Source organism: Mucilaginibacter sp., from assembly GCF_041660805.1.
GTDB lineage: Bacteria > Bacteroidota > Bacteroidia > Sphingobacteriales > Sphingobacteriaceae > Mucilaginibacter.
The window spans coordinates 132,251-147,398 of sequence record NZ_JBAZVP010000009.1 but is presented as its reverse complement, the minus strand read 5'-3'; the positions used below and the strand labels follow the sequence as shown (position 1 = coordinate 147,398).

Sequence of the window (15,148 nt, the reverse complement as noted above, 5' to 3'; positions counted from 1 at the left end):
AAAAGCGTTGATAAATATCAACGCTTTTGTAAAACCAAAATTTAAAATAGAATTTATTTAATTGCTTGTTTTCTAATTCTGCTTAAAGTTTCTTTAGTTATGCCCAGAAAAGAAGCAATGAGATGTTGGGGAAATCGTTGAATAAATTGAGGGTGGTTATCGGCAAATTCTTCATAGCGTTTTTCTGCTGTATTGCTAATGGTAGAATTCAACCTTCGCTGAGAAACGATGAAACTTCTTTGATCCATTAATCTTGTCATTTGTCCAAATGAAGGTACTCTTTCTATCAGATCCAGCATGTCTGCTACTGTAGCAATGAGTAGTTCGGTAGCTTCCCAGGCATCAATATAATATTTCGATGGAGTAAGCATGACAGCACTTTCACGGTCGCTTGCCCAATAATTTTCAATGTATAATTGTACAATATGCTCCACTCCTTTGTCATCTACACTGTATTGTCGCATAGCACCTTTTACAATAAAACCAACGTATTTACACACATTGCCTTCTTCCAGAAAATATTGCTTTTTTCTGAGTTTTTTTGGTTGAAAAGCAGTTACAATTAACGCTTCTTCATCACTTGTAAGTGGCGATGTAGCGTGTTGCTTGATGTATGCTAATAGGTTTTCGTGCATTGATTTTAATGATTGTTAAATTTAAACAAATGCAAAGATATATTTCACTTTGATAATAAGTACTCGCTTTAAAAGCAAATGTAAACAGGTAATAAAAGTAAAGTTTATCAAAAAAATAAATCAATAAGCAGATTAGTCTTTTAAAAAAATCATCTGTTTATAGTCGTGTTTTCACTGCACCATTAATCTACAATTGCCAGAAATAAAAAAGCCTCAAATCTTTCGACTTGAGGCTTTCAACCTAATATGTAGAAGAAACATGCAATATGTCGACCTTTGTATCTGATATACAGGATATTGTAGATGCAAAAGATTTATTTGGTGAAAATCTCATTTAGTAATAGATAGATGCTGATTTTATGATACGATCTTATTTCTTCAGATACTATTAACTTTCAATAAAAAAGATTAGAGGCCATCTCATAATTCTTGTGGTATTCTCTAAACTAATCTATCGAATTTTTCATTTCGCTCGCTGGCCGCAGCGTGACTGCTACCCGGCAAAAATCCGGCAAATCCGTCAGTTCTTTACCGGTAGCTGCCGGCGTATAATTACCTTGCGGAACAAACTGGATATCGGTAATAGTTATACCATCCAGTTTCAGGCTGCCAAGCTTTTGACGAAGATTAGTCACCAGGGAATCCTGTGCGCCTTCCTGCTGCTTGGCCATCACATTTACAGCAATCAGCAGCAGCCATGCCATCACCAAACCTTTAAGTATATTCATTACTGTTTTTTTAAATATTTTTTTAACGGGCTATCGCTTTCACGGATGCCGGACGCTACCAAACCAGCGTTAATTTGGGCGCCTGCCAGTGTGGTATGTATATGATCCTTCACAAAGTAAAGCGCATCAACCCTGGCTTGCCCATCCAAATCATATTTATCGGCAACCATTTTATTCAGGTTGATAAACAAAGTGCCGGTATTTGCAGCAACTTCGGCGCACCACTTATCATAATCATCTGTATTCCTGACCACCAGACTACCTTTCCATAAATCTTTCGGGATAGGCGAACAGATGACCGGCACTGCCCCGCGCGAGCGGGTATCTGATATAAATTTACGAAGGTACCAGCCATAAGTATGCACGGTTTCCTGCTTTTTTAAAAAACGATTAAATATTACCGCGCTATCGGTGCCGGTGCCTTTTAAGCTCCCCCGAGACCGGGCGGTATCATCAATCGGGCTGTCATCATTGTGCCCGAATTGCATAATGACAAAATCACCTGGTTTCAGCGTGACCATTACACTGTCCCACAGGCCGTTCTTTAATTGATCTGTAGATACAACGCCTTTGGTTTGGTAGGTCCGGCTGCTGGTACCGGGCACCGCCCGGTTCTGTAGCCTGATCTTTGTGGTATCGAAAAAGGAAGCCAGATGCGCGCCCCAACCCTGGATAAAGCTATCTGGCGGAGCGTTAGCTACAGTGGAATCGCCGATCAGGTAAAGTGCCGGCCGCTCTTTTTTAAAGCCGGCAAACAGGCCGGCTGCCACAGCCAGCCCCCCGATAATCATGTGCTTAAATTTCATAATCGTTTAACGATGTGCAGGTTTTACCGGTACTATACTCACAGCACAGCCACCACCGGCAGCCAGCCTGATATGTAAAGTACCCCGGCTATTTAATAACCGTTCTTTAATGATATAAGCTTCGGGGTTGGTATTAAAGCCGGCGCCCGGTGCGTCGCTATAGATCCGGGCTTTATATTCCCAGTCCTTATCTAAAAAACTCAGCGGAATAACCGCGTTTCGTTCAGTCTCATCGGTAATGGCCCCGATATACCAGTTGGATTTGCCTTTTTCTTTGCGGGCAATAGTTACATAATCGCCAGGTTCGGCTGCTAATATTTTGGTATCATCCCAATCTACAGGCACATCTTTTATAAATTGAAACGCATCAGCATGCTCCTTATAATTTTCCGGAAGATCGGCAGCCACCAAATAAAACATTTCACCCAGGCTGTTCGTCGTAAATTCCGCCCTTACTTTCCCCCGGGAAATTGTGTTTTTTTGAGCAAAGGCTGTATGAATAACGGCAAGCAATACTGCAACTGCTATTATTATCTTCCGGTTGATCATCATTTTAATTATTGTATATAAGTTGCTGTTTTAATTTTGCGATTATCGGTAGCTATCAGGTAATAATCTACCCCGGCAGCCTGGATCCCTTCCGGCAATTTCACTTTGTAGGTATGAGCGCTTACTTGTACGGCTATAACCGGCGTCCATTTTTTGGTAGCCCTTGCAGCATTTTTTTTGCCATAATAAAGCGTAACAGAGTTGGTTCTGATATTTTTCGGCATCGTTACATTAACCAAAATATCGCTTCCCCTATTTATGGTTCGTGTTTTTATGATATTAACCTTGCCGAAAGGCTGGCCTTGCTGCTTGAGGTAATAATCAAAATACAGCTGCTGCATACGTTCGCCTGCATTAAGCCGCACATGGTCCAGGTTTGGCCCCCAAACCAAATTTTTGGGGGCATTTACTGCGTTTAAAGTAGCCATTACCGCTTCAGGCCAAAAGTATTTGTCGTTTACACTGGCCTCTATAAAATAGGGGCATTTAATCCCGGGCGCTTTTCGGCCGGCATCAAAATTAGCCAGCCAGGCCATGCGTTCTTTTTCGGGCATGGTGCCCAGCAAATCTTTCCAGTTCGATCCTTTTTCGTAAAAACCACAGCCAAATACAGCATAAGCGGCTTTCACGCGGTTACCGAGCAGGCCGGAGAGCATAGTAGTCATATAGCCGCCCCAACTAAAACCAGTAATGCCGATGTAGTTACGATCAACATTGACTTCATTTTCCAGCAAATTAAAAGCGCCCAGGCCCGCTGTTACGGCATCTACCAGTGTACTGCTATCAACACTTTGGGCAATATCAAACCTGGAATCGGGCTCCTTAGGCCGATTGCGCCAGGCGCCTTCGGATAGCTTTGCTTTGCCGGGGTTGCAAATGCCGGGCTCATCAACAGCCATAGCCACATATCCCTGTGCTGCATACTTGCGGATAAAGCCTTCCAGTTCATCGGCATAACTGCCGCCGCCATGCATCACTAACAAGGCAGGGTATTTACCCGGCGCAGCAGGTGACGCTATTATCCCATAAATGGTATTAACACCCTTGCGGGATGTAAACGTTATCCGGCGTACTACTACGCTGTCTGTATTTACACTTACTGTTTTTACGGAAGTGGGAACGATTTTAAGACAGGAAGTAAACAAACCGGTTGATGGTGCCTGTTTTTGCTGTGCCAATGCCGGGATAATATGAAAAATAATAAAGGTGATAAAGGCTTGAATAATTCTCTTTTTCATCTGTACAGAAATTAATAACTGGTTGAGGTTTTGGCCGAAACAGGTTTACTCCCCATGATAAATGTAATGGTGCCGCCACTCATCAATTCCTGATGGGTAATGTATGGCTTGTAGTAAGGCTTACCGTTGAGGGTTACACTTTCAACTAAAATAAACTTGCCGGATAAATTCATAGCTATCAGGGTTTCAATTCAATTATCAGCAACTGATCCGGCACGGCTAAATTCATCGTCACGATGTTTATGCCCGAAGTGATCGGGTTAGCCGACTCCATGGGCTTATATGTTTTTGCTGTGGCAAACGGCTGTGTAAACGTGATGGAAATATTTTGAGTGTCGGCAGGCAGATCCTGGAAGTTCGGAAAATCATAGTTCACCCCGGATGGCTGGCCTTGCCATAACGCCAAATAATAACGCCCATCCGTTTTTTGAAATAAATAGGTGCGGATATTAGTAGTGTCACCGCTCATCATATAAGTTAATGGCGTGGGTGTAAATGCTGTATTGACATCTTTTAACAGATCGATGGTATTTTTGATAGCGGTAAAGGCCGGTTTAACTGTACCGTCGGTGTGTATTAAGCCGAAATTATTTTCACTGCTGGTTTGGTCGCTGGTGTTTTGATCAAGGAATTCGTAGGCATAAACCCGGGCAGCGCCGCGTTTCATTTGCTCCATAAACAACACCGAATAATACTTACCTGAGCTAAGCTCTGATAGGTAATGGTAAGATGATTGAAGGTATCCCGGCGACCCCGGCACGTTCCAATAGCGTGCATTTTCATAACCGGTTTCCGTGATCATATAAGGTTTTCCCTGTTGTATGGTTGGGAAAAAGCTTTTGGTAAGATCGTAATAAGTAGCGGGAAACATTTTCCAATTGACATTGCCGGCATCATAGCAATGAAAATTAGCATAGTCAAAATAAGTACTGATGTGCGGTGTTATGGCGGCTACCAGGGGTGGCCTGTTTTGCCAATATGCCGTGAGGCTGGTGCTAACTACCGGTATGCCGGCAAAATCAGACCCCGTATGCGCACCGGTATACAAGCCTTTTTGTATATCATAAGTAATTTGGGCCCATTGCGATTTTGAAGGCGTTGTATCCCAGGTATAAATGGTAAGGTCGGGCTCGTTAAACCCCTCAAGTGTTTGAATGGTTTGGCGTAGCTTAGCCGAAGTTCTAAAAACCGACAGATAGTATGCACTATTACGCAAGGCAACACTGTCAAACAGTTTTTTGCTATCTAAAGCATAGGTAACCTTTATGCCAAGGCTATCATATAGCTTAATGAAACGGTTTTTAATGATAGCGGTATCTGAAGCATTAAGAAAACCTTTATATGGCACACCGTCACGAATGTTTTTGATGCCAAGGGTTTTTAGTTTAGGAAAAATGATATTATCAAAGTTGTTTTTATACGCCGTAAATCGCATGTGTATATTTACCCCGATAGAATTGATGTAATCAGAGGCCTTTCTTGGGGTTACGATAAATTGCCCAGGGGCGTTTTCAGTCCTGAGTGTCGTCGTGCCGGGTTTCAGCGCTAAAAGGTTCTCAGTTTTGCACGACATCATCAAAAGCACTAACAATGCTAAAGACAAGGTAATCCGTTGTAGTGGGTTAGTTCTCATTTTGTTGTCGGTTTGATTACTGGTTTATAATTATTTGGTTAATTGTTCAATAAAAACACGGTGCTAAACAGCCGTTTATGATCTTCAAAACTTTCTGGTTTTGCATCTTAAATAAGTATTGGTGATTTTAACCGCTGAAACATTTACCTGCTTTAGCCATTTGGTGTTGCCCGCCGGTTGGTCAATCTTCAGGGCATTTGCATTTAGTTGTTGCACATCATCCAGCCAAATGGCAGGGCGGTTATCGGGATTTAACAGTTGCAGTTGCACGTTATCCAAAGTGAGATTTTTAACGTGCCTCACATACAGCCCATAGGCCGGCAGGCTCCAGCCAAACATCCGGTTTTCGGGGTAAGCATCGGCACTTTCGGGCACCGGCTTTTGCGCGTCGGCAGCGGTCCCTCCGCCCTGGCTTTTGATCAGGATATCCCGTAAGGTGACATTTTCGATGTAGAAACCATTAACGGCAGATATGGTGCTGGCCATACGACTGCGCGAGGTTGCTACCACGTTACTGATGATCACATTTTTAAGCGAACCCGTAGGGTTTTTACGGCTACCCAGGCGGATAAAAATAGGCGTTTGTACTCCCACCATACTGATGTTCGAGATGCTTACCTGATCCATTTGCCCGCCGTCTACAACTTCCAGGGCTATCCCGCTAATGCCGGTAATGGTATCTGTAATAAAATTTGTGGCCGGGGTATACCAGTGATGCAAGGGCGATTCGGACGCTTTGCGTAAAACGCAATTGCTGATGGTAATATTCTTAAAACCGGATACCGAACCCGTACCCATTTTAATAAAATTACAATTTGACGCGATGAGGCAATTGGTTATGGTGATGTTTTCGCAAAGCTTATCCGGGTCCTCACTTTTCAAACAGATCCCATCGTCACTGCTGTCAATATTACAATCGGAAATGATCACATCTTTGCTGTCTATATCAATACCATCATTATTAAAATTAGCGTGCGAATAAATAGTGATACCTTTAATAAGGACACCCTCGCATCCTTGCAGGCGCAGGGTCCAGGCCGCGGCATGTTTTAGGGTGATGTTTGTTATACTGACATGCTTGCTATTCCTTACATACAGCACAGTTGGCCTGTTGGGGAAAGATTCCTGTACGGTAAAACTTTTGCCACTGCCAAACAATGTACCCGCTCCGGTAATGGATACCTGCTCGGCCTGGTCTATCAGTACCAGGCTTAGATATTTGGATTGACCGGCTATGGCCTGCAATACCGCGCCTGCATTCAGGTGAAGCTCCACCCGGCTTTTTAAAACGATCATACCCGTTGCAAACACGCCTGCCGGTACCAGTACGGTACCGCCGCCATGCCCGGCGCAATCATCTACCGCCCGCTGAATCATCTGCGTATTCGCCGTTTTTCCATCCGGCACGGCATGATAGTCTAATATATTATAGGTTTGAGCATGGGCGGCTGTGATACAGCACACCCATGTCAAGATAACCATGATCCTGAAATGCATTATAAAATACGTTTAAGTGGAATTTTAATTCTTAATAACCTGGGTTTTGGGTATATTTTGATGGATTAATATCAAGGATACTTTGCGGTACCGGATAGAGTTTTTGATAATCCTTAATTTGCTCAATACTACCATTAACCAAAATTTTACTATTGCTAAAATAGGCATTCAGGATATCGAAGTGGTTGGTTCTTACCAAATCCCAAAAACGCTGCCCTTCGAAACAAAATTCAAGGCGGCGCTCTTTTAAAATTTTATCTCTAAGATCGGTTTGCCCTGAAACATAAGTACTGGCTATAGCCGGATTGGTGTTTTGATAATTATGTGTTGTGTTACCAAACGCCCTTGCCCTCACCTGGTTAATATAAGGCAGCGCGCCGGGTACATCCCCGGCTTCATTCAGGCATTCGGCATACATGAGCAGCACATCCGAAAACCTGATGATAGGGTTATCCATCCCGCCCAATTGCCCCGTAACCGGGTCAATAAATTTGCGGACCACACCAGTGGTACCCGGTATGCCCAGGATAGAAACATCACGCCTAAGGTCACCGGCTTCAAACGCGGCATAAACATCGGGCGTAGGGAAATTGGTTTGTGAAAAAACATTAGTAATACCTGATTGCTGACCCACTACCGCGCCCGAATATTGATTGGCAAAAAGTATCTCTTTATTGCCGCCATTATTATAAGCAAAAATAGTGGCGTAGCCTGTGGTCACAAGCCCGTATGTCCCCGGGTTATCAATAGCCGATTTAAGTATTGGCGCGGCTTCGGCAAACTTGCTTTGGAACAACAGCACCCGGCCCAATAAGGCCTTGGCCGAAACACTGCTCACCCGGCCCAGATCTGTACTGGTATAAGTTGCCGGTAACAAACTGATGGCCTCGGTCAGGTCCTGCTGAATTTGGGCGTATATCTTAACTTTACTCTCACGGCCATAATCGTACGATTCGCTTACGGTGGCTAAAGATGACGTGACCAAAGGTACATCGCCAAAGGTTTTTATCAGGGTGAAATAATAAAAGGCCCTAAAAAAATCCGCCTCGCCTTTATATTGCTTTTTCAATGCCGCATCCATGGCAATAGGGTCAATCTGGCCAATGATCTTATTGGCCCTGTTAACACCCACATAGCAATTATTCCACCGGTTAGCTAAAATGGTACTGGCTGCAGAAGTGGAAGGAAAAACGGTAAGGTTATCATAATCCGGCTCACCGGCAATTAAACGGCCCGATGCGGTATAGGTGTCATCGGTAGGCAGGTCGCCCAATACAAATTCATTTACAATACCTTCGGTTCGCAAAGTGGCATAAAGGCCGGTTACCGCGTATTGAAAATCGGTGGACGATTTGTAGAAATCCTTTACGTTGCCCGCTGTTAAAGGATAAAGGTCAAGAATGCTTTTTTTGCAACCGGCAAAAAGTAATAGCATCATTGTGCTTATAATATATTTTTTCATAATGATTTTTATGTTTAATGCTTATAATCCTACGTTTAAGCCGAACGTGAAAACACGTGCCTGCGGGTAAACGCCATAATCAACCGACTGTACGCTCGCCTGTTCCCCAAAATGATTGCTATCAGGGCTGTAACCTATATATTTTGTGAAGGTGTAAACATTTTGCGCGGTTAAAACAGCCCTTACAGACCTTAAGCCCAGTTTTTTAATATACTTACCGGGTATGTTATAACCCAGCGCGATATTTCTGACGCGCAGGTAAGTCCCATCATACAACCATCGGTTTAGCGAACTTTCGCTCAATCCCACTGATGGCCCGCGGGCTTGTATTTGCGCCCGTGGCATAATACCATCACCCGGTTCCGCATCAGATTTCCACCGGTTAAGTGCATACTCGCTCAATTGGTTAGAGGTGGTTAGCCCAGTGGCAATAAAGCGTTCTAATAAAAAGAACGTTTTACCACCCTGCAGCCCCTGTAACTGGATACTCAGATCAAAATCCTTATACTTAAAATTGTTGGTTATGCCATAAGTAAACTTAGGGGCCGGGTTCCCTAACAGCGTGCGGTCGTTAGGCGTGATAGTGCCGTTACCATCCACATCAACAAATTTGGTATCGCCGGGGCCGCTGGAAGCATTAAATTTCATGCTGGGGTTGGCCAACACATCTGCCTGGTTCATAAAAATACCGGCGGTTTTGTAACCGTAAAACATCCCTAAAGGCTGGCCAACCCTTAAAATAGTTACCAGCGGATTATCCCCGGTAGTAATAATATCAGCATCGTTTGTACCTAAGTGAACAATTTTATTTTGGTTACCGCCGATATTGAAATTGGTACCCCAGGTAAAATTGCTGGTTTTAATATTAACCGAAGACAAGTTCAGTTCCAGCCCTTTGTTCTCAATTTCGCCAACGTTACCAAATGTGTTTACATAACCCGAAATAGCCGGGATTGGTATGGTGTATAATAAATTGGTGGTGTTCCGTTTATAATAGTCGAGAGAAAAATTGATCCGGTTGTTAAACACGCCAACATCAAAGCCGATATTCACCTGCTTATTGGTTTCCCAGGTCAGCTTATCATTTAAAATACCGCTTGGTACCAGGCCGCCGGCCTGTACATCGTTAAAATTATAATTCAGTTGGTTAAGCACCGCCTGGTAGGGATACAGGTTAGTAGGATAATTACCTGTTACACCATAGCTTACCCTTAATTTAAGGTCGCTTACAAAATTAATCGCTTTAAAAAAGGATTCTTCATTTATACGCCAGCCGGCAGATATGGCCGGGAACCAACCGTGGCGGCTAACTTCGGGAAAACGGCTGGAAGCGTCATTACGTAACGAACCGGATAACAGGTATTTACCTTTGTAGGAGTAACTTAAGCGGCCAAAAAAGCCGATCAGCGCATATTCACTGGCGCTATAGTTACCATTCCGGATAGAGGCCCCGGCCGGAGATGGCACCAAATCATTAATAAAGGTATTGGCCTGCCCGGCAACTGAAACACCTTCGGTATGGAATTGCTGAACGGAGTAACCGCCTACAAAAGTTACATCGTGATACTTGTCAAACAAGCGACGATAGTTAACCGTGTTATCCCAACTGATGGTACGGTATGTATTTTTCGACTCGTTGGCCACAATGTTTGAGGCCCTGGTACCCGGAAAGCTGGGTATTAATACACCGTTAACTGCTGATGATACTGTACTTGGATGGTAAAAACTATTCTCTGTAGCGCGCCAGTCCATACCAATACTGCTTCTGAAGGATAAATTCTTCAGCGGCGTTACATCAATATAAACGGTACCTAAATAGCGGTTAGTGGCCGAAGTATTGCGGTAAGCCTGCTCGTATATGGGTTGTATAGGGCTCAGGTAACGGTTATAGGCATGAGTGTTATAATATAGTTGGTACCCTTCTGTCATACCGTAAAGCCCGTTAGGGTAGCGTGCCGGGATGGTGGGCGGCATTAAAAGCGAAGTGGATATGGTTACTGCCTCGCCACCAGGCGCCCCGCTCCAGTGCCCGTTAGTTGGCAAATTATTATTTTTAGTGTAGGATGGTGTAAAATTAAGCCCCATCTTAACCGTTTTGCTGATGGTAGACTCTATGTTTACCCTGGCGGTATAACGGTCGAAACCGGTGCGCCTGATGATACCGTCCTGCTTATAATAATTACCGGATGCGAAATATTTAAATTTTTCTGATCCGCCCTGAACGCCTACCTGGTAATTAGACTGAATGGCTCGGTGATAGATCTCATTCTGCCAGTTGGTGTTGGCAATAGTGTCGGGGTTATCAAAAGCGGGAATGTAATTATAGGGGGCAAAACTACCGGAAAAAGTACGTGACCCATTTGGTGTAGCCGGGTTGCCACCTACCGATGCCCAGTTGGCAGCGGTTAATTCCTTCATGTATTGAATGTTCTGGTCACGGTTTAGCACCTCTATCTGTTTCGGCAAAACCTGCAAACCGCTGGAGTAAGCAAAATCAATAGTAGGGTTGCCCAACTTACCTTTTTTGGTGGTGATCAATATAATACCGTTGCCGCCACGGGCACCGTAAATGGCCGCCGAAGCCGCATCTTTAAGTACATCTATGGATTCGATATCGCTTGAATTAATGGCATTGATGCCGGTGGCATCTTCCAGCGGGATACCGTCAACCACATAAAGCGGGGCATTACTGGCCCCACCGCCGCCTAATGATCCCGTACCACGTATCCTGATCACCGGGTTACCACCAGGTGTGGCATCGCTCTGTTTAACATCAACACCCGGCATTTGGCCGGCAATGGCAGTCAGGATGTTAGGCGTTGCCTGGTTTTCAATATCTGCTTTTTTTAAGGACGAAACCGCGCCGGTCAGGTCCTTTTTCTTTTGGGTGCCGAAACCAACCACCACAATTTCATTAAGGCCGGTATTCTGTTCTTTTAAAACAATGTTCAAAGAAATATTCTTCCCAATAGTAATTTCCTGGGTTTCATAACCAATCATTGAGAAAACCAGGATGCTTTGCTCGTTAGGCGCGGTTATTTTAAAAAGGCCATCGTTATTGGTAGCTACCGCAGTTGGCGAATCTTTAACCCTTACCGTTGCACCGGGTAAAGGCTGGTTATGGTCATCGGTTACTTTACCGGTTATAGTAACGGCCAGTTCAACCGGGGCTTTAAGAGTCTGGTCTGCTTTTGGGATGATCAAGATGGTTCTTTCTTTGATCTTATAATCAAAAGGCTGGTTGGCAAAGCATTGTTTTAAAGCATCTTCTATAGAGGCATTTTTTACATGAACATCAATATTGCTGGCCTTACTGATCAGGTCCACATCATAAAAAATGCTATAGCCGCTTTGATGGCGGATATCATTCAATGTTTCGCGCAGCGAAGCGTTATTTTTATCTAAATTGATCTTTTGCGCAATGGAGGCCGCACTGACCTGCATGAAAGATATAAGACATAAAAAATAAGACAGTCTCATAATCAACAATAATTTACGTGTAATGCAGGAGTATTCCCCGCATTTTATTGCAGTATAAATTTTATACATTTGAGTGTTAGGTTAATCGAAAAATTGGTTGTTTTGAAATGCGATCGTTGACGGTACTTAACAACAGTTCCCATATCTGTTGCCGGGAGCGGTGGAACGCTTCCGGCATTTTGTTAAATACCTATGTTTTAGTAGTATTTAATTCATAAGTATTACCTTCCTTCCCTCAATTTTATAGTGGATACGCCCTGTTTCGCTCATATTGTCAAGTAACTCTGTGAGGTTTTTATACCTTGATGTGGTACCACCGAATTTTTTAACCTGCACGTTGCCATGATATTCTACCTCTATATCATACCAGCGGGCAGCAATTTTCATAACCTCTTTTATGCTCACATCATTAAATACAAAATTGCCATTAGCCCAGGCCATTACTTGTTCCACATTGGCATTTTTCAATGCGATGCCGGTTTGATTATTCAAAGTAATACCCTGCTGCCCGGGATTTAACAACTTACTGATGTCGCCTTTACTCATCCGTACAGCCCCTTCCAGCAGTGTTGCGGTAATAGCAGCATCATCTGCATAGGCAGAAACATTAAAATGTGTGCCTAACACTTTTATTTCTGCATCATTGGCTTTAACTATAAACGGCTTTTCCTTGTTTTTTGCCACTTCAAAATAAGCCTCGCCTTTCAGTTCTACATGCCTGGTATTACCAGTAAAAGTGGTTGGATAAGTGAGTGAAGATGCGGCGTTAAGCAAAACCTTACTACCATCAGGCAAAACAATTTGATATTGGCCACCCCTGGGGACTGAAATGGTATTATATGCAGGTGCTGTTATGGATTGTATTGCCGGGCCCGGGGCATTATAAACAATTTGGCCATTTGATTTTTTGATAATTTTTGTTGCTCCCTGGCTGGCCAATAATCCATTAGCCGCATTGGTTAAAATTAGCTGCTTGCCATTGCTTAAAGTTAAAATAGCCTTATTAGAGCCTGGTGTAATATCACTTACAGTCGTTTTAGCAATTTTATTTACCGGCTTAGCCTGGTTAAGGTAAAAGTACCCTCCAACAGAAAGCATAAGTAAAATAGAGGCGGCAGCATACCATAATTTAAACGAGCGTTTTGAGATTAACGGTACCGCAGGTTCCTGAACTGATAAGCGCGCTTGAATATTTTGGAGCATAGCAAGTCGCACGGTCTCTTCTTCCTGTACAGACAATTCCAGATCCGAGCGTGTATCTAATCTTTTGTAATATTCTTCAAGCAGGCTTTGCTCCTGCGGGGTTGTGCTGCCTTCAATGTATCTATCTAATAGGTTTAAAAAGATATGCCTTTCCATGGTGCTGTTTATTACAAGTACCCAAAAGCAGGCGACACCCTACGGTAAAATGAAATTAAATATTGGATGGAAGTTTAGCGTCCGGTTATAACGGTAAGAATAGTGATACACATACCCAGGCTTAACCCCTGCCTAAGGTGCTTTAAAGATTTTGACAAGCGTTTTTCAACCGTTTTTTCAGAAATATCCAGCAAGGCAGCGATTTGTTTATAGGTCATGTTTTCTTCCCTGCTGAGGCGGAATGTTTCTTTACATTCCTCGGGTAAGGTATCTACTAAATTTTTGATCAGTTGCTGCTGCTCCTTAAACAGTAAAGGGTTATCAGTAATAATATCTACAGTAACCTGTGCCAAACGATCAAAGAACATCTGATCATGCTTCAGCTTCCTGATCGCTTTAAAAACGCCGAACCGGGTTGCCTGCTGCAAATAAGCTTTTAAGTTTAATATAGTGGCTTCGCCCCGCCGTTGCCATAAGCTGATAAAAACGTTTTGAACAATATCTTGCGCGGTTGTATGATCTTGCAAAATATGATACGCGGTGCGGAAGAGCAATTTCCAGTGTGTATTGTAAATATGCGTGAAAGCCCCTTGATCTCCCTGTTTAAGCAGGACAGTTAATTCTGTATCAGTCATGAAGCGATAATCAGCCATTTAAGGATATAACGGGTTATATAAAGTTAAGAAATAACTGGCCAATGTTAAATAATTTCTTTGGATTGCGATATTAAATTCAATAGGATTATTTTAAGGCTAAGGATTATTGAACCGCAATTAAATTGTTAATATTTTTTCATCTTAAGGATTGAAAAAAGAAACTTTGGCGCATATCTAAATCACTAATACAGCATATAGCGTAACGACAATTTCACCCGCCTAACTAAGGTTGCGTATTACGAATATCGAAAGGAAAGGACAAAAAACAACGATCGATGGACCTATTAAGGATGAAAACATTGGTCAAATCATTAATTGCTTTGGTTATCAGTACATTATGTAATTATGCCGGTTGGGTTAACCGAAGCAGGATCGAACATTTATTTATTTGATTGTCAATGTTTAATAGAAATATCCTGTAAAACAGTCAATCTTATAAGAAAAAGAAAAAGCCTTGAAAGTGCTTAATTCTCAATAGAGAAGTTCGAACTTCAAGGCTTTTTACTTGAAAAGTAGCGGGGAGCAGGATCGAACTGCCGACCTTAGGGTTATGAATCCTACGCTCTAACCATCTGAGCTACCCCGCCGGATATATTTTGATGGTTCCTTAAAAAGGTTTGCAAATATAGCAGAAATTCGTTTTCTTTAGAAAAAATGTTAACATTTACACCTTAATGGCTATTGAGCTTGGAAACCCCTATGTCTGAAAAGAAGAAATTTACTATTGAGTACGAAATAAAATCCTCACCCAGAATACTATACACATTCCTTAATGAAGCAAATGGATTGACTCAATGGTTTGCTGATGATGTGAGCGTAAGGGACCAGATATACACTTTTACATGGGATGGAGAGAAGCAAAACGCCAAGTTGGTAGCCATAAAAGAGAATAAACTGGTGCGTTTTAAATGGATTGACGATGAGCCGCAATGCTATTTCGAGATGGAAATTATCCAGGATGAGCTTACTAATGATGTGGCTTTAAGCATAACCGATTTTGCTACTGAAGATACTATTGCAGAGCGTAAGCAAATTTGGGATAACCAGATAGACTACCTTATAAGTACGCTGGGCGCTTAAGCATTTTAAATTTCCTTATTTTTGT

Annotated in this window: 13 protein-coding genes and 1 tRNA gene; 1 reads left to right on the top strand and 13 read right to left on the bottom strand. The window is 42.8% G+C overall.

Going from position 1 to position 15,148, the window contains the following annotated elements:
- Positions 1 to 53 precede the first annotated feature (53 nt).
- From WC743_RS13895 to WC743_RS13835, 13 genes are all read right to left on the bottom strand, one after another.
- Positions 54 to 635, bottom strand: coding sequence for a Crp/Fnr family transcriptional regulator (locus WC743_RS13895; RefSeq protein ID WP_373012648.1), 582 nt, complete (start codon positions 633 to 635; stop codon positions 54 to 56).
- A 446-nt stretch (positions 636 to 1,081) separates the two neighbouring features.
- Positions 1,082 to 1,363 carry a hypothetical protein gene (locus tag WC743_RS13890; protein WP_373012646.1) on the bottom strand — a complete coding sequence of 94 codons (282 nt, stop codon included), beginning with the start codon at positions 1,361 to 1,363 and terminating at the stop codon, positions 1,082 to 1,084.
- Positions 1,363 to 2,169 (bottom strand): rhamnogalacturonan acetylesterase, encoded by an 807-nt coding sequence (locus WC743_RS13885; RefSeq protein ID WP_373012644.1) that lies wholly within the window; start codon positions 2,167 to 2,169, stop codon positions 1,363 to 1,365. The genes WC743_RS13890 and WC743_RS13885 overlap by 1 nt, the downstream gene beginning before the upstream one ends.
- Positions 2,170 to 2,175: 6 nt before the next feature.
- Entirely contained in the window at positions 2,176 to 2,721 is a 546-nt protein-coding gene (locus WC743_RS13880; RefSeq protein ID WP_373012642.1) for a glycoside hydrolase family 97 C-terminal domain-containing protein, read from the bottom strand.
- A 5-nt stretch (positions 2,722 to 2,726) separates the two neighbouring features.
- Complete coding sequence (locus tag WC743_RS13875; RefSeq protein WP_373012641.1) at positions 2,727 to 3,956, bottom strand: alpha/beta hydrolase family protein; 1,230 nt, start codon at positions 3,954 to 3,956, stop codon at positions 2,727 to 2,729.
- Between the two features lie 11 nt (positions 3,957 to 3,967).
- The gene (locus tag WC743_RS13870; protein ID WP_373012639.1) at positions 3,968 to 4,129 is read right to left on the bottom strand and encodes a glycoside hydrolase domain-containing protein; all 162 of its coding nucleotides are present in this window, start codon (positions 4,127 to 4,129) and stop codon (positions 3,968 to 3,970) included.
- Positions 4,130 to 4,134: 5 nt separating this feature from the next.
- Positions 4,135 to 5,589, bottom strand: coding sequence for a hypothetical protein (locus WC743_RS13865; RefSeq protein ID WP_373012637.1), 1,455 nt, complete (start codon positions 5,587 to 5,589; stop codon positions 4,135 to 4,137).
- A gap of 84 nt (positions 5,590 to 5,673) precedes the next feature.
- The gene (locus WC743_RS13860) at positions 5,674 to 7,086 is read right to left on the bottom strand and encodes a glycoside hydrolase family 28 protein (protein ID WP_373012636.1); all 1,413 of its coding nucleotides are present in this window, start codon (positions 7,084 to 7,086) and stop codon (positions 5,674 to 5,676) included.
- Positions 7,087 to 7,117: 31 nt separating this feature from the next.
- A complete protein-coding gene (locus WC743_RS13855) occupies positions 7,118 to 8,548 on the bottom strand; it encodes a RagB/SusD family nutrient uptake outer membrane protein (protein WP_373012634.1) in 1,431 nt (476 codons plus the stop codon).
- Positions 8,549 to 8,569: 21 nt separating this feature from the next.
- Positions 8,570 to 12,028 (bottom strand): TonB-dependent receptor, encoded by a 3,459-nt coding sequence (locus WC743_RS13850; RefSeq protein WP_373012632.1) that lies wholly within the window; start codon positions 12,026 to 12,028, stop codon positions 8,570 to 8,572.
- Positions 12,029 to 12,235: 207 nt separating this feature from the next.
- Positions 12,236 to 13,387: a FecR family protein gene (locus tag WC743_RS13845; RefSeq protein WP_373012630.1), complete on the bottom strand. Its 1,152-nt coding sequence runs from the start codon at positions 13,385 to 13,387 to the stop codon at positions 12,236 to 12,238.
- 74 nt (positions 13,388 to 13,461) lie between these two features.
- Positions 13,462 to 14,022 carry an RNA polymerase sigma factor gene (locus tag WC743_RS13840; RefSeq protein WP_373012628.1) on the bottom strand — a complete coding sequence of 187 codons (561 nt, stop codon included), beginning with the start codon at positions 14,020 to 14,022 and terminating at the stop codon, positions 13,462 to 13,464.
- 534 nt (positions 14,023 to 14,556) lie between these two features.
- A tRNA-Met gene (locus WC743_RS13835) sits at positions 14,557 to 14,630 on the bottom strand.
- Between the two features lie 112 nt (positions 14,631 to 14,742).
- Between WC743_RS13835 and WC743_RS13830 the strand changes: the two genes are divergently transcribed.
- On the top strand, positions 14,743 to 15,123 hold the full coding sequence (locus tag WC743_RS13830; RefSeq protein ID WP_373012627.1) for an START-like domain-containing protein: 381 nt from the start codon (positions 14,743 to 14,745) through the stop codon (positions 15,121 to 15,123).
- The last annotated feature ends 25 nt before the right edge of the window (positions 15,124 to 15,148 follow it).

Coding starts and splice junctions, on each gene's coding strand:
- WC743_RS13865 (WP_373012637.1), bottom strand. CDS start 5,589: ATGAGAACTAACCCACTACAACGGATTACCTTGTCTTTAGCATTGTTA.
- WC743_RS13850 (WP_373012632.1), bottom strand. CDS start 12,028: ATGAGACTGTCTTATTTTTTATGTCTTATATCTTTCATGCAGGTCAGT.
- WC743_RS13845 (WP_373012630.1), bottom strand. CDS start 13,387: ATGGAAAGGCATATCTTTTTAAACCTATTAGATAGATACATTGAAGGC.
- WC743_RS13880 (WP_373012642.1), bottom strand. CDS start 2,721: ATGATGATCAACCGGAAGATAATAATAGCAGTTGCAGTATTGCTTGCC.
- WC743_RS13870 (WP_373012639.1), bottom strand. CDS start 4,129: ATGAATTTATCCGGCAAGTTTATTTTAGTTGAAAGTGTAACCCTCAAC.
- WC743_RS13890 (WP_373012646.1), bottom strand. CDS start 1,363: ATGAATATACTTAAAGGTTTGGTGATGGCATGGCTGCTGCTGATTGCT.
- WC743_RS13830 (WP_373012627.1), top strand. CDS start 14,743: ATGTCTGAAAAGAAGAAATTTACTATTGAGTACGAAATAAAATCCTCA.
- WC743_RS13875 (WP_373012641.1), bottom strand. CDS start 3,956: ATGAAAAAGAGAATTATTCAAGCCTTTATCACCTTTATTATTTTTCAT.
- WC743_RS13895 (WP_373012648.1), bottom strand. CDS start 635: ATGCACGAAAACCTATTAGCATACATCAAGCAACACGCTACATCGCCA.
- WC743_RS13885 (WP_373012644.1), bottom strand. CDS start 2,169: ATGAAATTTAAGCACATGATTATCGGGGGGCTGGCTGTGGCAGCCGGC.
- WC743_RS13840 (WP_373012628.1), bottom strand. CDS start 14,022: ATGACTGATACAGAATTAACTGTCCTGCTTAAACAGGGAGATCAAGGG.
- WC743_RS13860 (WP_373012636.1), bottom strand. CDS start 7,086: ATGCATTTCAGGATCATGGTTATCTTGACATGGGTGTGCTGTATCACA.
- WC743_RS13855 (WP_373012634.1), bottom strand. CDS start 8,548: ATGAAAAAATATATTATAAGCACAATGATGCTATTACTTTTTGCCGGT.